Raw genomic sequence first — 23,247 nt, forward strand, 5'->3', positions numbered from 1 at the left:
CCCCGGTGAAAACCGGGGGCATTGCGTAGGGGAGGCGCGTTATTTGCCGCTGAACACGCCGGCTTTGGCGTCCGCCTGCTGAGTCGAAGCATGGCCGCTGACGAACGGCACGTTGCCGTCGACGCTTTGCTTCGCCGCGCCGCCTAACAGCCCGCCTACCGTGGCCGCCGCATCGACGCGGCCGCCGCCCTGATAGCGTTGGCCGCTGACGTCCTGCTGGCTGACCTTGCTGCCGCCCAGTTCCACCTTGCCCTGCCGGCTGCGGATCTCGCCGCCGGTCAGTTGGGTTTGGCCGCCGACCTGCAGCGCCACGCCGTGCTTACCGGTAATCGCCGACTGCTCGCCGACCGCGTTGTTGTTCACCACGTCGGCATTGACCTTGAGCTGCCCCTGGCGACCGGCCGGCCCGGTGATGCTGTCTTTCACCGCGCCGCCGACGGTGCGTGCACCGCGATCCCACAGCGGGCCCTGCGGCTTCTCGCCGGCCGGCGTTGCCGGCAGCGTCACTTTGCCGTCGGCCTTGCTGAAGCTGACCGCGCCGGTGGTGTCCTGCTGCGGATCGAGACGACGCGCCACGCTGTTGTACTTGTCGGTGGTGGCGTCGGCCACTTTATTCACCCCGGCGTCCAGTTTCTCTTTCACTTTCCCGGCGTAGCGCGGCGTGCCCACCTTCGACAGCTTGGAGGTGATGCTGCTGCCCGGATCGTTGCTGTGGCTCAGCCCGGCATCCACCTCTACCTTCACGCCTTTCTCGACGTCCTTGCGGCTTTCAACGCGCAGATCGCCGCCCACCTTGCCCTGTACGCTGTCGGCATCGACGCGCGCCCCGGCGAGGCGGGTATCCTTGCCGCTGTTGAGCGCCACGTCGCCCGCGGTGATGCCGGTGTTGGCGTGGGTGGTTTTATCCTGCTGTTCCACGCCGACCTTCAGACCGGCGCCCAGCGTATGGGTGTCTTTGCCGGTGTTCGGATCGACCTTGCCGTTGGCGTCCTTGTTGAACGTTTGGCCGCCTTTGGCGTTGGCTTTGATGCCTAGGCTCCAGTTGTCCTTGTGCTGCTCGTTCTTGGCGGACTCCAGCAGGATGCCGCCGTTTTTCGCCTCGAGCGCGGCGCTGCCGCCGCTGACCCTGGCGCCCTGCAGATGCAGCGCGTCATCGCCTTTGCCGTTGGCGGACAGGGTGACCTTGCCGTCTGAGGCGATAGTGGCGCCCTGGCGTTCGGTCGCGGACTCATTCACCTTGGCGATGTCGAAGGCGCCGCCGGCGGAGAGGCTGCCGCCGGTTTTTTCCTTGCTGTCGCTGCTGCCGGCGCCCAGATCGAGATTGCCGGACAGCTGGTTCTCCTTACGCGTTTGGGTCGATTCCGCCGCCTGCAGCGCAACCTTGTTGCCCGCGCTCAGGGTGACGTCGCCCTGGCTCTTGACGTTGGTGCCCTGCAGCGTCAGATCGCGGCCCGCCTTCAGCTCCACGCCCTGTTGGCCGCTGACGTTGCCGACCTGCGCGGTGCTGCTGTTGCTTTCGCCGTTGTTGGTGCCGCCGCCGAAGCCGGCGCCGAAGTTTTTGCTGTCGGCGGTGAAACCGCCCTTGGCGGAGGCTTTGACGTTGAAACCGCTGTGGTTTTCGCTCTGCTTATCGCTGGCCTGATCGAAGCGGATATCGCCGCCGGCGTTGACGGCGGTTTTACCGCTGCCGCCGTTCAGCGCGGTGCCCTGATAGACCGCATCTTGTTTCACGTTGACGTTGATGCCGTTGGCCGCGTCGATCGTGCCGGTCACCGCCTGGCTGGCGTTGCTGCTGCTGCGCTGGGTGCCGCCTTCGCCCTTGGCGTCTACGGTCAGATCGCTGCCGGTGGAGGTGTAGACGCGTACGCCGGCGCTGCCGCGGGTATCGCGGTTCTGCTCTTCCTGGCGGTTCGTCGCGGCTTCGCTGCGGTGGCTGTCCGCCGTCAGCGTGACCGCGCCTTTGCTCGCCTGATACTGAGTGCCCTGATCGCGCACTTCGCCTTTGGCGTTGATGTCGATGCTGCCGGCTTTCACCGAGCTGACCACCGCCTGCGAGCTGCTGCTGCGTGTTTCGCTGCTGCCGCCCTGCGCGCCGATATCCAGGCCGACGTTAGGCGCGCCGATGCCGCCAATGTCGTTGATGACGCCGGTGGCGTCCAGCTTGGCCGCCTTGCCGACCGCGCGCTCAACCGGGCGGGTCACGGCGCTGTAATCGACGTTGGCGCCGATGTTCACACCGACGTCGGTTTTGGTGGTGGTGCTGCTGGCGGTGTCGGCGGCGGCCAAATGATCGACGCCCGCGGCGTTTTCTTGATAGGCACCGCCGACGCTGTGCTGCGCGCCTTGCTGGGTCAGCTTGTCACGGGCGTTGACAGTCAGGTTGCCTTTGACGTCGCTGCCGGAGGTGACCGCCTTGCTGCTCTGCGCCTGCGTTTTGCTGTTCTCGTAGCCGGCTTCCACGCCGCTGCCGAGCTTGTCGATGCCGCCGGTGTAATAGAAACCACCGCCGATCTTGGTCTGCTCGGTGTTCGAGGTGGTTTTATCGTCGGCCGCCAGGAACGAAACCTTGTTGCCGCTGACGCTGGCGTCGCCTTTGTCGGCGACCAGTTTGGAGCCGCTGAAGGTCACGTCCTTCTCCGCCTCGAGCTTCACGCTGCCGCCGCTGAGGGTCGAGGCGCGGTTTTCGGTGCGGGTGGTTTTCTCGCTGTCGCGGGTGTGTTCGATGCGCAAACCGGCGCGGTATTGCTTGTCGCCGGCTTCTTTGGCGTAGCCGTTGACGGTAAGCGCGGTCTTCTGCTCATCGATTTTTTGCTGCTGTTCGGCGGCCTTGACGTTGATGTTGCCGGTCTGCGACGTCACGCTCAGCTCGCCGCCGCTGGCGACCTGGCTGCCGATCACGTCGGTATCCTTACGGCTGACCAGCTTCAGGTTGGTGTCAGACTTCAGCTCGCTGGCGGTGCTGCTCTGGTAGCGGTTGTCGGCCTTGTGCGAACTGCTGGTGATGTTGAAGGCGGTGCCGGTGCGCGCATCGATTTTGTCTACGGTGGTGCTCAGCGCGTTGTCGATGCGCAGGCCGCCCTGGGTGGCGGTGACCAGGCCGCCTTCCTTGCCGCGCGCCTTGCTGCCGGTGATGGTGACGCCCTGCTGGCCGTTCAGGCGCAGGGTGCCGTCGCTGGTCAGCTCGGAGGCGTGGCTGATCTCGCGGCGGTTGCTGTTGTTTTTGTTGTCGCCGCCGCCGATGCCGCCCCAGGAGGTTTTGTCATCGCGTACCGCTTTGGCGTTGGCGGTTTTCTGCACCCCGACCTGGATCTGGCTGTCTGCGTCGATCGTCAGATCGCGCTGGGCGTGGACCTTGGCGCCCTGGGTAGTGACATTGCGGCCGGCTTTCAAGGTCAGTTCGCCCTGGCTACGCAGTTCGCTGGCCTTCAGGCTCTCGCTTTCGTCGCTGCTGCTCCAACTGCCGGTGCGCAGGCTGGAGGTGTGGTTGCGCTGATAGCCGCGCTCGGTGGACTTATCCTTCTCCACCAGCCCGGCGAGGTGCACGTCGCGCGCCGCTTTGACGCTCAGCGCCCGATCGGCGCTGACGTTGGCGCCCAACAGGTTCACGTCTTCCCGGGTACTGACGAGTGTGGCGTTGCCGCCGGCGGCGACGGTGCTGCCCGCCTGCTGCTGCTGCTCGCGCTCACGGGTGACGTCGTATTGCCAGGAGTAGAACCAGCGGTCGTCGGTGTGGCCCTGGGTCTGTTTCAACTGCTGGCCGTCGAGCGTCAGCTTGCCGCCCTGCAGCGTGATGTCTTCGCCGCGAATATCGGTGGCGGTGAGGTGCGCGTGGTTATCCGCCACCAGGCTGATGTTCTTGCCTTTCAGCTCGGTGCGGGTCAGCTTCTGACTGCTGCTGCGATCGTTGACGTAGATGCCGCCGCGGTAGTTCTGGTAGTTGTCGCCGCCGTTGCGGTTGCTGCTGGCGTCGTCAACGCGGCTTTCGCTGCGAATATCGTAGGCTTTCACCTTGAGCTCGTCGCCGGCGGCCAGCGTGCCGGCCAGCTTCACGCCGCTGCCCTGCGCGGTGTTGATGATGTTGATGCGCCCGGCCTGCATGCTGCCGAGGTAGTAGCTGTCCAGCGCCGTGGTCGGCTGTACGCTGGCCAGCACCTTGCCGTCGCGCGCCACCCGGTTATGGCCGCTGATGGCGTTGATCGCCGCCGGCGTCACGCTGCCGTTGCGATGGGTGAAGTCTTGCACGATCACGTCGCCGCGGCTGTCTATCTTCGGCGCGATCAGATCCAGCACGCCGCCGGCGTTCAGGACGCCGTTGAGGCTCAGGGTATTGCGGTTGTCCAGGGTGCTGTAGCCCTGCAGCAGGCCGTTCTCCACCAGCGGGTTGCCGACCACCAGCGAGGAGCGGCTGGTGTTGATGAACCCGCAGCCCTGGCAGCTGATGCCGTTCGGGTTGGCCAGCACGTAATCGGCCGCCATGCCGAAGATCTCTTGCTGGCCGTGCAGCAGCGACGGGTTGCGGCCGATCACTTCATTGAGGATCACGCTGGCTTCGCGCCCGCCCAGATTGGGGTTGGCGCCCAGTTGGCCGGCCAGCTGCGACAGCCCCGCTTCGCGGGAGTTGTTCAGCACGGCGCCGGGCTGGTTGACGTTAAAGTCCTGGTATTGGTTGTGCGACAGCCCGTTGCCGTTCGGCGCGACGATGTCGACCACCTGCGCGCCGGTCGCGGCGGTGGAAACGCCGGGGCCGTTGGCGCCGTTGGCCGCCACGATCTCCGCGGCGTAGGCGCCGGCGGAAGCGGCGAGAATAATCGCCAGCGCGGCGGCCAGTTTGCCCGCTGCTGAAAGCCTGAAGTTATTATTTTTCATCCATGTTTCTCCGTATATTGCCGTGGGGTCCTGCAAAACTGCTGATTAAAAGGTGTAAGAAAAGCGCGCCAGTACCTGAACGGGATCTTCCGGCGTGGCGTGATTCGACAAGATCCAGCCGCGGCTGACCTCGAGATCGACCAGCGCCTGCCGATAGCGCAACGTGGCGCCGCTGCTCAGGCCGGCGCTGCTGCGCCACCCCGAGCTGTCCTGGCGCGGCAAAATGCGGCCGACGTCGGCGCCGAGGCGCGGCGTCAGCGTGGTGGCACCCAGATTGAAGCTGCGCGACAGCGTGTTCTGCAGATACCAGCCGCTGTCGCCCGACTGGGTGCTGCGGCTGAAGCCGCGCACGGCGCTGCGATCGGTAAGGCTTAGCCACTCCACGCCGGGCAGCGGGTCGCGGCTGTACTGGCCGTAGAACAGGTTGTTGAGCTGATAGGTGGCGTCACCCAGGTGAAGGCGCTGGCTGAGATTGGCGAACAGCTTGCCTTTGGTGAACTGGCTGTCGAGGTGCACCGAGCTTGGGTGGCGACCGGCCCCCAGCCACGGCAGGCCCTGTTCGACGCTGAGGTTGGCGCTGAACACCCCGTTGGGCAGAATTTGCAGGTGGCTGGCGCTCAGTTCGGCCAGGGTCAGGGTGGGGCTGCTGACCTCGAGGCGCACGCTTTCGAAGTAGTTGTCGATGCGCTTGTAGGTCAACTGACCGCTCAGGCTGTCTATCTGATCGCGATCGCGGTAAAACACGTAGTCGCTGCGCAGCCCGTACTGCTGGGTCTGGCCGTGCAGTTTGACCAGGTTGTGCGGCAGCTGCTGGTGGTTCTCATAGGAGGAGAAGCTGGCGAACCCGCTGAAGGTGAACGCGCCGTACGGCAGCGAATAGAGCAGGGTATAGGCGCGATTGTAGCGGTGAGCCGGGTTTTCCAGCGTGCTGTTGGCGTTCAGGCTGACGAAGTCCGACAGGCCGAACGGGCTGTCCAGCGTGGCGGTGGCGCGAGCCAGCCACTGGCCGGTGCTTTTTTGGCCGTAATTATCCGTGCCGACGGTCATCAGCCAGGGCTTGGCATGCTGATTGCGCAAACGAATGACCGAACCGCCAACCTGGCGGCCGGGCAATATATCCAGCTTGGTGGTATTCGATTGCAAACGGTTGGCCTGATCCAATCCCTGGTCGAGCTCGGTTAATTTCAACGGTTTGCCTTCCAGCCCTGGAAATAATAAACGGCTGTTGACCCAGCGATCGCCGCCTTCTATTTTCTCGATAAATCCTTCGGTGACGCTTAATCCCAATTCTCCCTGTGAATTAGGGCGAACAATTTGCACGCGCGCGGTGATATAGCCTTTTTGCACATAAAGGCGCGTTAATTCACGGGTCAGGCGATTGATATCGTTGCTGCTGATGCACTGTTCCGGCAGCGCGCTCAGGGCGGATAAATCGGCCGGCGAGAGCAGGGTGACGCCCTGCAGATAAACGCCGGCGATCGGCAGGCACTGCGCGGACTGCGGCAGGGCGGGCGCGGCCGGTTCCGGCTCCGCCAGCAAGCGTTGCTGCTTCAGCTGCTGGTAGCGGCGTTGCTCAATCAACTGGTTGACTTCACGCGTGCTGTCTTGCAGCGCGCGGCGCGACTCCCCCATCGACATATCCCGCATCATGTGGGCGTCCGGCAGGGTTTCGGCGGAAAGGGCCGTGCTGACCAACAGCGTCAAAGCGGTGATTTTTTTTATCATTGTAATCCATTATGAGAGGCCGCCGGGGCAGCCAGCCCAATCCATGAGGTTAACCACGGGCGGCCGACGGCCGGCCCGAAATAATGAGCGACATGCACATTGCGAGGTATCTTGATTTGCCGCGGCAAATAAGACGGTGGGTATATATCTAAATAATAATTAGGCTGCTTCTTTTATGGCGGGCAACCCTGGTGACTTAATTAATTAAAAAAAGTAGAACGTCTCTTCCTCTTGCCAACATTATCGGCATGGATAGGAAGAATCTGAATTTTTATTTTTCACGGATGATAGGGTATGAGGGGAATTATGACAATCCGACCAGTGGGAAATACGAAATTTCGCAGGAAAGAAAAGGGACGCAATTGTTTGCGTCCCTACAGGCGGTTTATTTTTTCTTGATGGGGCGGCCGGACCAATAACCCGCCAGCAGCGAACCGGAAAGGTTGTGCCAGACCGAGAACAGTGCGCCCGGCAGCGCGGCCAGCGGCGAGAAGTAGATTTTGCCCAGCGTGGCCGCCAGCCCGGAGTTCTGCATGCCGACTTCGATCGCCAGCGTGCGGCAGGTGGATTCGTCGAAGCCGAACAGCTTGCCGCCCCAATAGCCGCTCAGCAGACCGATACCGTTGTGCAGGATCACCGCGACGATCACCACCAGACCGACCGAGGCGATATGGCTTTGGCTGCCCGCCACCACCGCGCTGATGATCGCCAGGATGCACACCATCGACAGCGCCGGCAGCAGCGGCTCGATGCGTTTCACCGTTTTGGTCAGGGTATGGTGGACGATCAGGCCCAGGCCGATCGGGATCACCACGATCTGCAGAATGCTCAGCAGCATGCCCATGATATCGACGCTGATTTCGGCGTCGACGTACAAACGGGTCAGCAGCGGCGTGGCGAACACGCCCACCAGCGTCGAGACCGCCGAGATGGTCACCGACAGCGCCACGTCGCCCTTGGCCAGGTAGATCATCACGTTGGAGGCGGTGCCGCTGGCCACGCTGCCCACCAGCACCATGCCGGCGGACAGATCCGGCGGCATGCGGAACAGCATCGCCAGGATCCAGGCCGCCAGCGGCATGATCAGATAGTGCAGGAAGATGCCGGCCGCCACCGGGCCGGGGCGCGCCAGCACGCGTTTGAAGTCGTCCAGCCGCAGCGTAACGCCCATGGCGAACATGATCAGCATCAGCAGCGGGCTGACGTAGGGGCCGATGCCGGTAAAGGTGGTCGGCGTGTAATAGGCGGCGACGGACAGCAGTATCGCCCACAGGGGGAATAAACGCGTGAGTAATGCCAACATGCAGGTTTTCCTTAGCCAGATTGAGAACGGTGGGTGTGGTTGTGTTTTTTGCGGGTTCAACATGCTGAACCCCTGCCGGTTTTGAACGGATTTTTTAGACGCAGGGGCGCAGCGTGCTGCGCCCGCAATCGGGGATAATGACTTATTCGAACAGGTTGTGATGCAGGGTGCGCACCACCTGTTCGGCTTCTTCGCCCGGCACCAGGAAGCACAGGTTATAGCTGCTGGCGCCGTAGCAGATCAGGCGGATATTGAACGGATCGAGCACGCCGAACACCTCTTTGCCCACGCCGCAGGCGCGCGACAGCTGGTTGCCGATGATCGCCACCAGCGCCAGGTTTTCTTCCACTTCCACCCGGCACAGCGACGACAGCTCGGTCAGCAGCGAGGTGGTCAGCAGGCTGCCGCCAACGGAGGTGGCGCCGGTGGTGTCCATGGTCAGCGCGATGCTGACTTCCGAGGTGGTGATCAGATCGACGGAGACGTTGTGGCGCGCCAGAATGTTGAACACCTCCGCCAGGAAGCCGCGCGCGTGCAGCATGTTCAGGCTGTGCAGCGTCAGCAGCGTTTGCTTGCGGCGCAGCGCCAGCGCGCGGAACAGCGGCGGATTCTCGGTGGTGTTGCACACCAGCGTGCCGCCGGCCGCCGGATCCTTGCTGGAGCCGACGAACACCGGAATGTCGCTGCGCACCGCCGGCAACAGGGTGGCCGGATGCAGCACCTTGGCGCCGAAGGTGGCCATTTCCGCCGCCTCTTCGAAACCGATTTTGTCGATGCGCTTGGCCGCCGGCACCACGCGTGGATCGGTGGTGTAGATGCCCGGCACGTCGGTCCAGATATCCACCCGGCCAACGCCGAGCGCCTCGCCGAGCAGCGCGGCGGTATAGTCGCTACCGCCGCGGCCGAGCGTGGTGGTGCGGCCTTTCGGCTCGCTGCCGATAAAGCCCTGGGTGACCACCAGCGCTTCCTGCAGGCGCGGCTGCAACTGCGCCCGGGCCAGTTCGCTGAGCGCGGCGCTGTCCGGCACGGCGCGGCCGAAGTGATCGTCGGTGCGCATCACTTTGCGCACATCGAACCATTCGGCCTGCACGTTGCGGGCGCGCAGGATTTCAACGAACAGCAGGGTGGACATCAGCTCCCCATGGCTGACCAGTTCGTCGGTCAACGCCGTCGAGGTGGCCAGCGACGCGGCTTCCGACAGCATGGCGATGTTTTCCAGCAGGCGGTCGATCTCTTCGCGGATCACCGCCGGCGCCGTGAGGCGATCGAGGATGGCGTACTGGATGCGGCGGATCTCATCAAGCCGGTAGTTGCGCTTGTCGGCCTCGCAACCTTCGGCCAGGGCGACCAACAGGTTGGTGACGCCCGCCGAGGCGGACAACACCACCAGGCGGACCTGCGGGTTGGCCAGCACGACGTCGGCGCTGCGGTTCATGGCTTCAAAGTCGGCGACGCTGGTGCCGCCGAATTTGGCTACCACGGTGGAATTCTGGGGTGCTGCTTGGTTCATCTAGAAACCTCGTGTCAGGGATGCCCGTTTGGGGGCACTGTAATTCCATAGCCTTGGCACAAGGGGAGAGCGGTAAACAGGGGGCAGGCGTAGAGGTCAGGCTACGATACACCCAGAAGCGCCCCACCTTGTCGATCGCCCTGCGGGCGATCCCCTGGTGACAACCCAGGGGATTCAGCCCCTGTAGTCGATAGGATAATGGCCGGCCATTACCCTACCTCGGCGTCGCTCCCCCTCGGGTGCCGTCAACGGAGAAACGGCTCCTCTGACACTCTACCTAGGCGACGCGCCTCTTCTGGCTTGCGCACCGGGTGCGCAAGTAGGCTGTTAGGAATAGCCGGTTATCGCCATTCTGTCAACGTACAGACGGTGAGGGATTTTCATCTTGCACCAGCGCGATAAGCGTACAGGGCATCGCGGGCGTGGAACCGGCGCCAATCGGTTGCAGAGAACCGTCTTCCTTTTGGCTGAATAACGGAATAACGCCCTGATGTTTCTCCAAATACTCCAGCCAACCGAAATTTTCGTTCAATTTGGTCGCTTTGATGGTGGCTCCCCTGGCGAGCAGGCTGCTCAGGCGGCCGTAGGTGGCTTCCTGATTAAATAAAATTTCATGCCGGCGGAAACGCGAGCTTTCCGCGCTGGCGCCGCGCCCTTTCAGCGGCGCACCCGAACGGATGGCAAACACGTGATCCTCGCCGAAGAGATGGCCGAAGTGGTAGACCGCCAGCGCGTTCTGGTGGCGATTGGGCGACAGCGCCAGCACCTGGGCGATATTGCTCAGATCGAGATAGTTCTCGGCGTGTTCGGAGTAGGCGTGGCCATAGTAGGCCGGGATGCCTTCCATGCGCGCCTGGCGGTAGTATTCCCAGCTGCTGTCGGTGACGATCACCGGCACGTTCAGCTTGATCAGCGCCTGCGCCAGCATGCGCGCCACGCTGTTGGCGCCGACGATCAGCACGCCGCGCGGCTTTTGCTGCTGCACCCGCAGCCAGCGCGCCATCATCCCGCTGGTCAGGCTTTGTAGCACCACGGTGCCGATGATGATGGCGAACACCACGGTCACCAGCCGGTCGGCGCCCTGGTAGCCGCTGCGCTGCAGCGTCAGCGCGAACAGCGAGCTGACCGCCGCGGCGACGATGCCGCGCGGGGCGATCCAGCACAGCAGCAGCCGATCGCGCCAGTGCAGGGAAGAGCGCCAGGTCGACACCGCGATGCACAGCGGCCGGGCGATGAACTGCACCACCAGCAGCAGCAGGAGCAGCGGCCAGCCCATGTTCCACAGCGCCTGGATATCGAGCCGCGCCGCCAGAATGATGAACAGCGCCGAGATCAGGATCGCCGACAGCTCCTCTTTGAACGCCAGAATATCGCTGGTGTCCACGTCGCGCATGTTGGCCAGCCAGATGCCCATCACCGTGACGGTCAGCAGGCCGGATTCGTCGGCGATGGCGTTGGAAACGCCGAAGGCGGTCAGCATGATCGCCAGCACCGCCAGGTTCTGCAGGTAGCGCGGCAGCCAGACGCGGCGCAGCGCCAGGCCGAGCAGGTAGCCGAACAGTGCGCCGGCGATCAGGCCGACGGCGGCGGTCATGCCCAGCGTCCAAAACAGATGGGTATAGGACTCCGCATTCTGTTTCAGCACGATGAATTCGAACACCAGCAGGGTGAAGATGGCGCCGACCGGATCGATGACGATCCCTTCCCAGCGCAGTACCTGGTTAATGTTGGCGTTCGGCCGCACCACGCGCATCAGCGGGGCGATCACCGTCGGCCCGGTCACCACCGTCACCGCGCCGATCAGCGCCGCCAGCTCCGGCGGGAAATCCAGCAGCCACCAGCTGGCGAGGCTGATGACCAGAAAGGTGACCAGCATGCCGACGGTGACCAGATTGCGCACCACGCCGCCGAGGCCGCGTATCTCCTCGAAACGCAGCGTCAGCGCCCCTTCGAACAGGATGATCGCCACTGACAGCGACACCAGCGGAAACAGCAGATCGCCGAACAGCAGATCCGGCTGCACCAGATGCACCGTCGGGCCGAGCACGATGCCGAACAGCAACAGCGGCAAAATGGCCGGCAGGCGCAGCAGCCAGGCCAGCCACTGCGCCAGCAGCGACGCCAGGCCGATAAGCACCAACATGAGCGGGGCAGATAATTCCATAAGCGAGATCCCTTTCAAATGACGAAATAAGCAACGATGACACAGCCTGATGACAATTCGGCAACCCCGATAACAGGCCGTTAGCCAAAAGTATAGAGTGAAAGCTGAAACGAGGCGGCACTGCGTTGACAGTTAGCGCCTATCGCAAGAAAAGAGATCATAATCACAGTCGAACAGGCTACAATCGGACAACGCGTCATTTTTATTCTCAAGCCTAAGAGTGTTGCTATGAAAAATATCAATCCTAGTCAAACCGCTGCTTGGCAAGCCCTGCAGCAACATTATGCACAGATGAAAGACGTACGGATCGCCGACCTGTTCGCCCAGGACAGCGATCGTTTCTCCAGGTTCTCCGCGACCTTCAACGACCAAATGTTGGTGGACTATTCCAAGAACCGTATCACGCAGGAAACCCTGGAGAAGCTGCAGGCGCTGGCGAAAGAAACCGATCTGCAAGGCGCCATCAAATCGATGTTCGCCGGTGAGAAAATCAACCGCACCGAAGATCGCGCGGTGCTGCACATTGCCCTGCGCAACCGCAGCAACAGCCCGATCCTGGTCGACGGCAAAGACGTGATGCCGGAAGTGAACGCGGTGCTGGCCAAGATCAAACAGTTCTGCGCGCGCGTCATCGGCGGCGAGTGGAAAGGCTACACCGGCAAACCGATCACCGACGTGGTGAACATCGGCATCGGCGGTTCGGATCTCGGCCCTTACATGGTGACCGAAGCGCTGCGCCCGTATAAAAACCACCTGAACATGCACTTCGTCTCCAACGTCGACGGCACCCATATCGCCGAAACGCTGCAGCCGCTGAACCCGGAAACCACGCTGTTCCTGGTGGCCTCCAAAACCTTCACCACTCAGGAAACCATGACCAACGCCCACAGCGCGCGCGACTGGTTCCTGAGCAGCGCCGCCGATCAACAACACGTGGCCAAGCACTTCGCCGCGCTGTCCACCAACGGCAAAGCGGTGGCCGAGTTCGGCATCGATACCGACAACATGTTCGAGTTCTGGGACTGGGTAGGGGGCCGTTACTCCCTGTGGTCGGCGATCGGTCTGTCGATCGCGCTGTCCATCGGTTATGACAACTTCGAGCAGCTGCTGAGCGGCGCGCACGCCATGGACAAGCACTTCGCCGAAACGCCGGCGGAGAAGAACCTGCCGGTGCTGCTGGCGCTGATCGGTATCTGGTACAACAACTTCTTCGGCGCCGAAACCGAAGCCATTCTGCCGTACGATCAGTACATGCACCGTTTTGCCGCTTACTTCCAGCAGGGCAACATGGAATCCAACGGCAAGTACGTCGATCGCAACGGCAATCCGGTGGATTATCAGACCGGCCCTATCATTTGGGGCGAGCCGGGCACCAACGGCCAGCATGCGTTCTACCAGCTGATCCACCAGGGCACCAAGCTGGTGCCTTGCGACTTCATCGCGCCGGCCATCAGCCATAATCCGCTGGGCGATCATCACGCCAAACTGCTGTCCAATTTCTTCGCCCAGACCGAAGCGCTGGCGTTCGGCAAGTCGCTGGACGTGGTGGAGGCCGAGTTCGCGGCGCAGGGTAAAACCCCTGAGCAGGTCAAGCACGTGGCGCCGTTCAAAGTGTTTGAAGGCAACCGCCCGACCAACTCGATCCTGCTGCGCGAAATCACCCCGTTCAGCCTGGGCAGCCTGATCGCGCTGTACGAGCACAAGATCTTCACCCAGGGCGCGATCCTGAACATCTTCACCTTCGATCAGTGGGGCGTGGAGCTGGGCAAACAGCTGGCTAACCGCATCCTGCCGGAGCTGGCGGGCAGCGAGAAAATCAGCAGCCACGACAGTTCGACCAATGCGCTGATCAACCGCTTCAAGGAATGGCGCTAAGCGCCTGAGCTGAAGCCAATAAAAAACCCGCCGCGGCGGGTTTTTTTACGTCTGCAAAAAATTACAGGTTGATCGGCACTTCGAAGCTGACGCCGGCGCCCACGTCGTCGGCGGTGCTGTGATCGCTGTTGGTGTACCACAGGCTGGTATCGAATTTAACCTGAGAATCGAAGCTGTAACCCCAGCCGAGCTGAATGCCTTTCAGCGTATCGGAACGCGGGAACGCCCGGTTGATGGTTTGGTTGTTCGGATTCACCTTGGCGTACACCAGGCGGGTGCTCCAACGCTGGCCGTCGTCCAGCACCATTTCCACGCGGCCGGACAGCATCTGACCGTCGCCGCCCATCGCATGGCCCAGCGGATAACCTTGCTGGTAGTAACCGCCCCGATAGATGTAGTGGTTGTACATCACGTTGTTGGCGTTGCCGTTAGAGCGGGTATCAGTACCTTCGATATGCCAGTTGATCGTGGTCGGGCCCCATTCCGGATGGCCTTCAAGCCCCAGCATGTAGGCGTTATGCGAAGGCAACATGCCTGCTTCATCTTCACCGGTGATCTGGCCATACAGGCTGACCGGCATGCCGATCAGCGGCTGCAGCTTGAGTTTGAAGTCAAAACCGCCCAACTGGTTGCCCGGATCGTTTTTCGGATCGCCGGTATTGTCGTTGCCGGTTACGCCATCCCAGAAGGAACTCCAGGAGTGCGGACGGCCATCACCACCCCACATCATGATGCGTGAAGCGCCCAACTCCAGGAAGTCGGTCGGCATCATGGTCAGGCGGCCACCGATCAGCTTGGTGTCCGGCACGGCAGCGTACTGCGACAGCTGGCCGGCGGACAACTGGTATTGCCAGCGGCCGATCCACGACAGCCACGGGGTTTCAAACGGCGATTGGTCGGCGCGCTGCAGCATAAAGCCGGCCACCGGGCGCGCGGCGTCGGAGCGGATCAGGCTGCCGTCGTAGCCAGGGCCCCACCACTGGGAAACCTCGCCGAAGGAGAGCCATTGGTTCCAGATTTTCACCGCGCCGTAGGAGCCGTTCATGTTGAATTTGGAGCCGTCGCTGACGCGCTGATCGCCTTCCACCGAGCCCTGCAGACGCACGTCCCAGAACTCGCCGTTGGCGCCGGCGCCGATGGTCAGGCGATCGTCGGCGTATTCGTTTTGGCCGAAGCCCTGCGGGGTACCGGGTTTATCGGTCGAGGCGTAACCGCTGACGCGAATGTTGGCTTTCAGGGCATCGACGCGGCGTTGTACGCGGTCGATAACGTTTTTCTCGGTGTTGGTCACCGGCTTGGCCTGCGCGATAACGGAGCTGATCTCTTCCTGGCTCAGCGGCCAGGTGGACAGGCTGACGTTGATGACGCCGCGGTCAGACAGCCAGGCGAGATCGTTACGCAGATCGTTGTCAGGGGCTACCAGGCCGGCGGCGTGGCCGGACAATGCACAGGTAAACAGGCCCGCAGCGACCAGTCCGTTAAGTTTAGCGCGCATAAAGAATTCCCTTGTTAATTCGAGGTTATTGGTTTTATGTAAAGATCTCTGTGTCCCATGATAGTTGACATTTCGATTTGCTACAAATCTATAGGTCAGAAACATCTTATTATAACGTGATGAATTAAATGGGGTTTAAAGTGCTTTCGCGAGGGGCGGAATTTTTAGGACAATGCCTATATTGGCACGGTTGAATCATATACGCGGTATTCAGAGAGAGGTTTTATGGCAAAAACGTCGCGTTCGATAATGATAGCGAAGGGGCTGCAGCGGGTGCTGAACGTGGGCTTGCTGCTGCTGGCGGCCATTCTGGTGGTGTTTCTGGTCAAGGAAACCCTCCATCTGGCGAAGGTGTTATTTATCAACAGCGAAGAGTCGTCCTCTTACCTGTTGATTGAAGGCATTGTGATTTATTTCCTGTACTTTGAATTTATCGCCTTGATCGTCAAGTATTTTGAGTCGGGTTATCATTTCCCGCTGCGCTATTTTATTTACATTGGCATTACCGCGATTATTCGTTTGATTATCGTGGATCACAAAAACCCTATCGATACCCTGATCTACGCCGCGGCGATATTGGTGCTGGTGGTGACGCTTTATCTGGCTAATACCGACCGGCTGAAACGAGAGTAGCGATAAAAATGGCGGCCCAAGGCCGCCGAAGACACAGGATATCATTACCCGTCGTCTTTCAAGCTACAGCGTTGTTGACTGCACTCGCTGTAACTTGAAATCCATAGGGTAAAAGATAAGGAAAGACATCAAACGCACTGCAGTGGCACAAATTACCCCTTCACGCCGCCGGCCGTCAGGCCGCCCACCAGCCAGCGCTGCGCCAGCAGGAACACGGCGGTGATCGGTATCGCCGACAGCACCGCGGCGGCGGCGAAGTCGCCCCACAGGTAGTTCTGCGGGTTGAGATATTGCTGCATCCCCACCGCCAACGTGTAGCTGTTCACATCGCGCAGCAGCAGCGACGCCACCGGCACTTCGGTGATGGCGGCGATAAACGACAGAATGAACACCACCGCCAGAATCGGCACCGACAGCGGCAGCAGCACCAGACGGAACGCCTGCCACGGCGTGGCGCCGTCCAGCGCCGCCGCCTCTTCCAGCGAGTTGTCGATGGTTTCGAAATAGCCCTTGATGGTCCAGACGTGCAGCGCGATGCCGCCCATGTAGGCGAAGATCACGCCGCCGTGGGTGTTCAGGCCGATAAACGGAATGTACTGGCCCAGGCGATCGAACAGGGCGTACAGCGCCACCAGCGACAGCACCGCCGGGAACATCTGGAAGATCAGCATGCTTTTCAGCAACGTGCTCTTGCCGCGAAAGCGCATGCGGGCAAAGGCGTAGGCGCAGGTGGTAGACAGCGTCACGATGCCGATGGCGGTGATCGCCGCGATCTTGACTGAGTTCCATAGCCACAGCAGCACCGGGAACGGCGGCGGCGTCACGCTGCCGTCGGCGTGGGTGACGCTAAAGCCGAGCGCCAGCCGCCAGTGATCCCAGGAGAGGGTTTCCGGTATCAGGCTGCCGGTGGCGAAGTTGCCGGAGCGCAGCGAGATGGCGACCACCATCAGCAGCGGGAACATGATCAGGGCGATAAAGCACAGCATCAAAATATGGGTGATCCACAGGCGCAGGCGCTGGGATTTGGGTTGAACCATGGCCATCGTCATTCTCCCTAATCGAAGTTCATCTTGCTGGCTTTCAAATTCAGGATCGCCAGCGCGCCCACCAACAGGAAGATCAGCGTGGCGATGGCGGCCGCCAGCCCGAAGTCTTGCCCGCCGCCGCCTTCGAAGGCGATGCGGTAGGTGTAGCTGACCAGCAGATCGGTATAGCCGGCCGGCGTCGTGGTGCCGATCATGTCCGGGCCGCCGTTGGTCAGCAGCTGGATCAGCACGAAGTTGTTAAAGTTGAAGGCGAAGCTGGCGATCATCAGCGGCGTCAGCGGCTTGATCAGCAGCGGTAAGGTGATGCGGAAGAAGTTTTGCCACGGGTTGGCGCCGTCCATCGCCGAGGCCTCGTACAGATCGTCCGGGATCGCCTTCAGCAGCCCCATGCACAGGATCATCATATACGGGTAGCCGAGCCAGGTGTTGACGATCAGAATCATGCTCTTGGCGGTGAGCGGATCGCTGAACCAGGCCGGTTTGATGCCGAACAGATGGCTGAGCATCATGTTGATCTCGCCGAAGCTCTGGTTGAACAAACCTTTGAAGATCAGGATCGAGATGAATGACGGCACCGCATAGGGCAGGATCAGCAGCACACGGTAGATCGCCTTGCCTTTCAGCGCCTCCCACTGCACCACGCAGGCCAACACCATGCCGACCGCCACGGTGAGGATCACCGTCATCACCGAGAACACGATGGTCCAGATGAAGATCGACACGAACGGCTTTTTGATGCCCTCGTCTTGTAGCACCCGCAGGAAGTTTTTCCAGCCGGTGGTGACGGTATAGCCCGGGCTCAGGGTTTCCTGCGCCCAGCCGCCGTCGGCGTTGATCGCCTGATAGAAGCCGGTGTCGCCGTTCGGCCGGTAGCGCACCTGGGTCTGGTTATTGGTCAGCGTGCTGCCGTCTTGGTCCAGCGCATACAGCGGGCGGGTGCCGGAGAACTGGCGCAGGGAGCTCATGCGCAATTCACCGCCGTCGGGCAACTGCGCCACCAGCTGGCTCAGCGCCTGCCGGTTCTGGGTGATCACCCGCAGCGTGGCGTGCTCGCCCTGCGGCGCGGCGCTCTGCGCCGTCAGTTTCAGGGTTTGCGGCGCGGCGGCGTCGAGGCGGAAAGGCTCGGAGATCAGCGGTGCTTCGCCGTCCGGCGGCGTCAGCTGCAGGCGCCACTGCTGGTTTTCCGCCGGGTAGAGGCCGAAGGTAAAGGTTTTGCCGCTCTGGAACTGGCGCTGCATCAGCACCGATTGCGCGCGCTCGAAGGTCAGCTGGTTGGTGCTGCTGTAGTTGGTGAAGGCGATGGCGATGGTGCAAATCAGCGGGAACAGGACGAACAGCCCCATGCCGGCGACGCCGGGATACACATAGCGCCAGGCGTAGGCGCGGCGGTTGGCGAAGACGTAAAGCCCGGCGCTGACCAGGATCAGCGTCAGGATAGCGAACAGGTATTCACCCTGTGCATACATCAACACAATCAGGTAGCAGGTCACCAGGCTGAACAGGCCGACCACCAGCCATTTCAGCGCGTCGCTTTGCCACCACTTCGATTTTTTACGCGCAGGCGTCCCGGCGTGAGCGAATTGCATAGGGCGTTCCTTTCTGTGAAGCAACGGCGGGGCACCGTGGCACCCCGCACGACGTCGTTACTTGGTGATGCGGGTCTGCACGTCGTCCAGCGCGGCTTTCACCGTCTGACGGCCGCTGACGGCGTTGATCACCGCGCTGCGTTCGGCGTACCAGAAGGCGCTCATCTGCGGGATGTTCGGCATGATTTCCCCGTTTTGCGAGTTCTGCATGGTGGCGGCGATCTTCGGATCTTTGGCCAGCGTTTCCTGGTAGGACTTCAGCGCCACCGCGCCCAGCGGCTTGTCTTTGTTGACGTCCGCCAGCCCTTCGTTGGTCAGCAGATAGTTCTCGAGGAACTCGGTCGCCAGCTCTTTATTCGGGCTGGCGGCGTTGATGCCGGCGGTCAGCACGCCGACGAACGGCTTGGACGGTTTGCCTTTGAAGGTCGGCAGCAGCGTCACGCCGTAGTTGATTTTGCTCTGCTCGATGTTGTTCCAGGCCCACGGCCCGTTGATGGTCATCGCGGTCTGGCCTTTGTTGAACGCGGCTTCGGCGATTGAGTAGTCGGTATCGGCGTTGATGTGCTTGTTTTTCACCAGATCGACGATGAACTGCAGGCCGGCCTGCGAACCGACGTTGGCGACGCCGACATCCTTGATGTTGTATTTGCCGTTTTCATACTTGAAGGCATAACCGCCGTCGGCGGCGATGATAGGCCAGGTGAAGTAGGGTTCCTGCAGGTTCCACATGATGGCGCTCTTGCCGTTGGCGCGCAGCTGCTTGTCCAGCGCCGGGATCTCTTCCCAGGTCTTCGGCGGCTGTTTGACCAGGTCTTTGTTGTAAATCAGCGACAGCGCTTCGACGGCGATCGGGTAGCCGATCAGCTTGCCGTCATAACGCACGGCGTCCCAGGTGAACGGAAACAGCTTGTCCTGGAAGGCTTTAGACGGGTGGATTTCGGCCAGCAGGCCGGACTGCGCATAGCCGCCGAAGCGGTCGTGGGCCCAGAAAATGATGTCAGGGCCGTCGCCGGTGGCGGCCACCTGCGGGTATTTTTCTTCCAGCTTGTCCGGGTGTTCGACGGTAACCTTGATGCCGGTGTCTTTTTCGAATTTCTTGCCGACTTCGGCCAGGCCGTTATAGCCCTTGTCGCCGTTGATCCAGATAACCAGTTTGCCTTCCTCGATCTTGGCGAAGGCGGAAGAAGAGAGCACCAGGGTGGCCAGTGCCGAGAGCGCCAGCGTGCGGGCGAGGGTAATGCTGCGAGTCATAATCCAGTCCTTCTTTTTGTGGGCACATAAATCAAGGAGTGACGTTTCGCGGTAATAGTGGGTCACAACGCGACATATTCTCATCCTCCCCCCCTCTACGCCCCTGAGATGAGGAGTGTGATCCAGTTAACGTTGCGCTCTATTCTGTGGCGTCAGGCACAAAATAGGGGGGCGATTTTTGCCAGACGGATCACAGATTTGCCTTAAGCGCGGAACTTCTCATCGCCGCGGTCGTTCTCTCATCCTCCCGCCTCCTCCCCCATGAAAAATCCTGTTACGGATGATTACCCTTTCCGGCAACTCCCGCACTATCGGCCCATTGATTTTTAACGCCACGCGCAGCAGGGATACCGGATTTATGTCGTCAATGCCTATCGCCACTCAGCCCACCCTGTACCGGATCCATCCGGCCAGTTTCCGTGACGGAAACGGGGACGGCGTGGGCGACGCGCACGGCATGCTGGCGGCGCTGCCGTACCTGAAAGCGCTGTCGATCGACGGCCTGTTGCTGCCGCAGACGCTGGCGCCGGAGGCCGAGGCGACGGTGACGGCCGAAGGGTTGACGCTGTGGTACGGCGATGAAGCCAACCGCGTTCGCAATGCCGTCGCGCCGCAGCGGTTCGTCCACGGCGCGCTGGCGCTGGACGTGATGCCGTTCAGCGCGGAGAAGCTGGTGGCGGTGCTGCACGCCCGCCGCGCCACGTTGGCGGACAGCCTGTGGAGCACCGGCGACGCCGATCAGCCAAGAGTGGTCAGCCGCTGGGGGCAGGGCGACCTGCGTTCCGCCGCCGCCTTTTTGACGCTGTTGGCGATGTTGCCGGCGCCGATCTGTCTGTACCAGGGCGAGGAGCTGGGGCTGCCGCATGCCGCCGGGCTGCAGGATCCGCGCGGCGCGCAAACGCCGATGCCGTGGCATGAAGCCCCCGAACAGGTCACCGCCGGCGAAATCAGCTGGTATCAACAGGTGGCGATCGAACACCGCGCATTGGCCATCAGCCGCCAACAGCACGACAGCCACTCCACCTTACGTTACTGCCAGGCGCTGTTGGCCCTGCGCCGTTCGCCGCTCATCCAGCGCGGCGAATTGAACGCGATCAGCCAGCGGGACGGCGTGGTGCGCTTACTTATTACCCATCAGGATCAATGCCTTGAAGCGCTGATAAACCTGCAGCCTTATACTCAGGCGGCCGCGCCGTCTGAGGCGACCTTGCCGTTGGCATGGCAGCACGGCGCGCAGCAAGAGGGTCATCAATGGGTTTTGGCGGGCTTTGCCTCCGCCATTTTCACACGACATGTTAACTGCGAAAGCAGGGGAGTAACGCATGGCTAGCGTGACACTGCGCAGCGTTTATAAGGCCTTCGGTGAGGCCGTGATTTCCAAAGACGTCAATCTGACCATCGAAGACGGCGAGTTTGTGGTGTTTGTCGGGCCGTCGGGCTGCGGTAAATCGACGCTGCTGCGCATGATCGCCGGGCTGGAGGACATCACCTCCGGCGACCTGCTGATCGGCGAGAAACGCATGAATGAGGTGCCGCCTTCCGAGCGCGGCATCGGCATGGTGTTCCAGTCCTACGCGCTGTATCCGCACCTGTCGGTGGCGGACAACATGTCGTTCGGCCTGAAGCTGGCCGGCGCCAGGAAAGCGGAAATCAATCAACGGGTGAATCAGGTTTCCGAGGTGCTGCAGCTGGCGCACCTGCTCGATCGGCGGCCGAAGGCGCTGTCCGGCGGGCAGCGTCAGCGCGTGGCGATCGGCCGCACGCTGGTGGCCGAGCCGGACGTGTTCCTGCTCGACGAACCGCTGTCCAACCTCGACGCCGCGCTGCGGGTGCAGATGCGCATCGAGATCTCCCGTCTGCACAAGCGCCTGCAGCGCACCATGATTTACGTCACCCACGATCAGGTCGAAGCGATGACGCTGGCCGACAAGATCGTGGTGCTCGACGCCGGTCGCGTGGCGCAGGTCGGCAAGCCGCTGGAGCTGTATCACTACCCGGCCAACCGCTTCGTCGCCGGGTTTATCGGCTCGCCGAAGATGAACTTCCTGCCGGTCAAGGTGACCGCGGCGCAGCCGCAACAGGTGCAGGTCGAACTGCCCAACCGCCAGTTGGTCTGGCTGCCGGTGGAAGGCGAGGGCGTTCAGCCCGGCGCCAACCTGTCACTGGGCATTCGCCCTGAACATCTGCTGCCCGGCGAAGCCTCAGAAGTGCGGCTTACCGGCGACGTACAGGTGGTGGAGCAGCTCGGCAACGAGACGCAAATCCACATCCAAATCCCGGCCATCCGTCAAAACCTGGTGTACCGCCAGAATGACGTGGTGCTGGTAGAAGAAGGTGCCACATTCGCCATCGGCCTGCCGCCTCATCGTTGCCACCTGTTCCGTGAAGACGGTACGGCATGTAAACGGCTGCACCAGGAGCCGGGCGTTTAAAGCATCAAAGTCGGTATAACAGGAGAATAATGATGACTACTCTGCGCAAACTTCCTCTGGCACTGGCTGTCGCCGCCGGTGTTCTCTCTACCCAGGCGCTGGCCGTGGATTTTCACGGTTACGCCCGTTCCGGCATCGGCTGGACCGGCAGCGGCGGTGAGCAACAGTGCTTCAAGGCCACCGGCGCCGCGAGCAAATACCGTCTCGGCAACGAATGCGAAACCTACGCCGAACTGAAACTGGGGCAGGAAGTGTGGAAAGAAGGCGACAAGAGCTTCTATTTCGACACCAACCTGGCCTATTCGGTCTCGCAACGTTCCGACTGGGAAGACGTGACCCCGGGCTTCCGCGAAGTCAACGTGCAGGGTAAAAACCTGATCGACTGGTTGCCGGGCTCCACGCTGTGGGCCGGTAAGCGCTTCTATCAGCGTCATGACGTTCACATGATCGACTTCTACTACTGGGATATCTCCGGCCCGGGCGCCGGTCTGGAAAACATCGATCTGGGCTTCGGCAAGCTGTCCGCCGCCGTGACCCGCAACTCCGAATCCGGCGGCTCTTACGGCTACCTGGATAACGAATGGAAACAGCGCCCGACCGTCAACGACACCTTCGACCTGCGTCTGGCCGGCCTGGAGCTGAACCCGGGCGGCACCCTGGAGCTGGGCGTGGACTACGGCCGCGCCAATGCGCAGGATAACTATCGCCTGGCCGACGGCGCCAGCAAAGACGGCTGGATGTTCACCGCGGAACACACGCAGAGCATCCTGAACGGTTACAACAAGTTCGTGCTGCAGTACGCCACCGACTCGATGACCTCGCAGAACAACGGCCGCAACGAAGGCGCCACCATCGATAACAACGGCAAGATGATCCGCGTGCTGGATCACGGCGCCATCGACTTCAACGATCAATGGGCGCTGATGTACGTCGCCATGTTCCAGGACATCGACCGCGATAACAACAACGGCACCACCTGGTACACCGTGGGCGTGCGCCCGATGTACAAATGGACGCCGATCATGAGCACCCTGCTGGAAGCCGGCTATGACAACGTCAAATCCCAGCGCACCGGCGATCGCAACGGCCAGTATAAAGTGACCCTGGCGCAGCAGTGGCAGGCGGGCAACAGCATCTGGTCGCGTCCGGCCATCCGTCTGTTCGCCACCTACGCCAAGTGGGATGAGAAGTGGGGCTACGCCACCGGTGACGACACCGGGTATAACACCGGCACCGCTTACAACGACACCAGCATGCATACCTTCAGCCGCGGCAAGGATGACGAAGTCACCTTCGGCGCCCAGATGGAAATTTGGTGGTAACGACGACAGGGCGGGGAGGGCCATCGGCTCTCCCCCAAC

At 61.7% G+C, this 23,247-nt stretch carries 14 protein-coding genes and 1 riboswitch; of the genes, 5 read left to right on the forward strand and 9 right to left on the reverse strand.

Features of this window, described 5'->3' with window-relative positions:
* Window positions 1–39: 39 nt before the first annotated feature.
* The 5 genes from ABTW55_RS00105 to ABTW55_RS00125 all read right to left on the reverse strand — a co-directional run bounded on the left by ABTW55_RS00105 (window position 40) and on the right by ABTW55_RS00125 (window position 11,568).
* The gene (locus tag ABTW55_RS00105) at window positions 40–4,866 is read right to left on the reverse strand and encodes a hemagglutinin repeat-containing protein (protein ID WP_060423793.1); all 4,827 of its coding nucleotides are present in this window, start codon (window positions 4,864–4,866) and stop codon (window positions 40–42) included.
* Between the two features lie 45 nt (window positions 4,867–4,911).
* Window positions 4,912–6,591, reverse strand: a complete 1,680-nt coding sequence (locus ABTW55_RS00110) for a ShlB/FhaC/HecB family hemolysin secretion/activation protein (protein ID WP_060423788.1) — start codon at window positions 6,589–6,591, stop codon at window positions 4,912–4,914.
* Window positions 6,592–6,976: 385 nt separating this feature from the next.
* Complete coding sequence (gene panS / locus ABTW55_RS00115; protein WP_025304471.1) at window positions 6,977–7,894, reverse strand: ketopantoate/pantoate/pantothenate transporter PanS; 918 nt, start codon at window positions 7,892–7,894, stop codon at window positions 6,977–6,979.
* Between the two features lie 142 nt (window positions 7,895–8,036).
* The gene (lysC, locus tag ABTW55_RS00120) at window positions 8,037–9,404 is read right to left on the reverse strand and encodes a lysine-sensitive aspartokinase 3 (RefSeq protein WP_033649702.1); all 1,368 of its coding nucleotides are present in this window, start codon (window positions 9,402–9,404) and stop codon (window positions 8,037–8,039) included.
* A gap of 108 nt (window positions 9,405–9,512) precedes the next feature.
* Window positions 9,513–9,707: riboswitch (Lysine riboswitch) on the reverse strand.
* A gap of 52 nt (window positions 9,708–9,759) precedes the next feature.
* Window positions 9,760–11,568 carry a sodium:proton antiporter gene (locus tag ABTW55_RS00125; protein WP_033636220.1) on the reverse strand — a complete coding sequence of 603 codons (1,809 nt, stop codon included), beginning with the start codon at window positions 11,566–11,568 and terminating at the stop codon, window positions 9,760–9,762.
* A gap of 228 nt (window positions 11,569–11,796) precedes the next feature.
* Here ABTW55_RS00125 and pgi point away from each other — a divergent pair, with 228 nt between their 5' ends.
* Complete coding sequence (gene pgi, locus ABTW55_RS00130; protein WP_033636219.1) at window positions 11,797–13,443, forward strand: glucose-6-phosphate isomerase; 1,647 nt, start codon at window positions 11,797–11,799, stop codon at window positions 13,441–13,443.
* Window positions 13,444–13,504: 61 nt separating this feature from the next.
* Here pgi and ABTW55_RS00135 read toward each other — a convergent pair whose 3' ends face one another.
* Complete coding sequence (locus ABTW55_RS00135) at window positions 13,505–14,938, reverse strand: capsule assembly Wzi family protein (protein ID WP_060423785.1); 1,434 nt, start codon at window positions 14,936–14,938, stop codon at window positions 13,505–13,507.
* A 225-nt stretch (window positions 14,939–15,163) separates the two neighbouring features.
* Here ABTW55_RS00135 and psiE point away from each other — a divergent pair, with 225 nt between their 5' ends.
* Window positions 15,164–15,571 (forward strand): phosphate-starvation-inducible protein PsiE, encoded by a 408-nt coding sequence (gene psiE / locus ABTW55_RS00140; RefSeq protein WP_033636217.1) that lies wholly within the window; start codon window positions 15,164–15,166, stop codon window positions 15,569–15,571.
* Between the two features lie 152 nt (window positions 15,572–15,723).
* Here the strand turns inward: psiE and malG are convergent, their stop codons facing one another.
* From malG to malE, 3 genes are read right to left on the reverse strand one after another with little or no spacing between them, the layout of a single operon-like run.
* Entirely contained in the window at window positions 15,724–16,614 is an 891-nt protein-coding gene (gene malG / locus ABTW55_RS00145) for a maltose ABC transporter permease MalG (RefSeq protein ID WP_021505147.1), read from the reverse strand.
* Window positions 16,615–16,625: 11 nt separating this feature from the next.
* Window positions 16,626–18,203 (reverse strand): maltose ABC transporter permease MalF, encoded by a 1,578-nt coding sequence (gene malF / locus ABTW55_RS00150; RefSeq protein WP_049232860.1) that lies wholly within the window; start codon window positions 18,201–18,203, stop codon window positions 16,626–16,628.
* A 57-nt stretch (window positions 18,204–18,260) separates the two neighbouring features.
* The gene (malE, locus tag ABTW55_RS00155) at window positions 18,261–19,454 is read right to left on the reverse strand and encodes a maltose/maltodextrin ABC transporter substrate-binding protein MalE (RefSeq protein ID WP_047570355.1); all 1,194 of its coding nucleotides are present in this window, start codon (window positions 19,452–19,454) and stop codon (window positions 18,261–18,263) included.
* A gap of 358 nt (window positions 19,455–19,812) precedes the next feature.
* Here malE and ABTW55_RS00160 point away from each other — a divergent pair, with 358 nt between their 5' ends.
* Genes ABTW55_RS00160 through ABTW55_RS00170 form a run of 3 tightly spaced genes read left to right on the forward strand, consistent with a single transcriptional unit; the run spans window position 19,813 to window position 23,208 of the window.
* Window positions 19,813–20,784: an alpha-amylase family glycosyl hydrolase gene (locus ABTW55_RS00160; RefSeq protein ID WP_033638605.1), complete on the forward strand. Its 972-nt coding sequence runs from the start codon at window positions 19,813–19,815 to the stop codon at window positions 20,782–20,784.
* On the forward strand, window positions 20,777–21,886 hold the full coding sequence (gene malK / locus ABTW55_RS00165) for a maltose/maltodextrin ABC transporter ATP-binding protein MalK (RefSeq protein WP_033636214.1): 1,110 nt from the start codon (window positions 20,777–20,779) through the stop codon (window positions 21,884–21,886). The genes ABTW55_RS00160 and malK overlap by 8 nt, the downstream gene beginning before the upstream one ends.
* 32 nt (window positions 21,887–21,918) lie before the next feature.
* Entirely contained in the window at window positions 21,919–23,208 is a 1,290-nt protein-coding gene (locus ABTW55_RS00170) for a maltoporin (protein WP_033649704.1), read from the forward strand.
* Window positions 23,209–23,247 lie beyond the last annotated feature (39 nt).

This window comes from Serratia sp. SM04, from assembly GCF_040280225.1.
Lineage (GTDB): Bacteria > Pseudomonadota > Gammaproteobacteria > Enterobacterales > Enterobacteriaceae > Serratia > Serratia sarumanii.

Bases quoted from the DNA above. Each gene is read 5' to 3' on its own strand.
- ABTW55_RS00105 (WP_060423793.1), bottom strand. From the start codon at position 4,866: ATGAAAAATAATAACTTCAGGCTTTCAGCAGCGGGCAAACTGGCCGCC.
- ABTW55_RS00110 (WP_060423788.1), bottom strand. From the start codon at position 6,591: ATGATAAAAAAAATCACCGCTTTGACGCTGTTGGTCAGCACGGCCCTT.
- panS (WP_025304471.1), bottom strand. From the start codon at position 7,894: ATGTTGGCATTACTCACGCGTTTATTCCCCCTGTGGGCGATACTGCTG.
- lysC (WP_033649702.1), bottom strand. From the start codon at position 9,404: ATGAACCAAGCAGCACCCCAGAATTCCACCGTGGTAGCCAAATTCGGC.
- ABTW55_RS00125 (WP_033636220.1), bottom strand. From the start codon at position 11,568: ATGGAATTATCTGCCCCGCTCATGTTGGTGCTTATCGGCCTGGCGTCG.
- pgi (WP_033636219.1), top strand. From the start codon at position 11,797: ATGAAAAATATCAATCCTAGTCAAACCGCTGCTTGGCAAGCCCTGCAG.
- ABTW55_RS00135 (WP_060423785.1), bottom strand. From the start codon at position 14,938: ATGCGCGCTAAACTTAACGGACTGGTCGCTGCGGGCCTGTTTACCTGT.
- psiE (WP_033636217.1), top strand. From the start codon at position 15,164: ATGGCAAAAACGTCGCGTTCGATAATGATAGCGAAGGGGCTGCAGCGG.
- malG (WP_021505147.1), bottom strand. From the start codon at position 16,614: ATGGCCATGGTTCAACCCAAATCCCAGCGCCTGCGCCTGTGGATCACC.
- malF (WP_049232860.1), bottom strand. From the start codon at position 18,203: ATGCAATTCGCTCACGCCGGGACGCCTGCGCGTAAAAAATCGAAGTGG.
- malE (WP_047570355.1), bottom strand. From the start codon at position 19,454: ATGACTCGCAGCATTACCCTCGCCCGCACGCTGGCGCTCTCGGCACTG.
- ABTW55_RS00160 (WP_033638605.1), top strand. From the start codon at position 19,813: ATGTCGTCAATGCCTATCGCCACTCAGCCCACCCTGTACCGGATCCAT.
- malK (WP_033636214.1), top strand. From the start codon at position 20,777: ATGGCTAGCGTGACACTGCGCAGCGTTTATAAGGCCTTCGGTGAGGCC.
- ABTW55_RS00170 (WP_033649704.1), top strand. From the start codon at position 21,919: ATGACTACTCTGCGCAAACTTCCTCTGGCACTGGCTGTCGCCGCCGGT.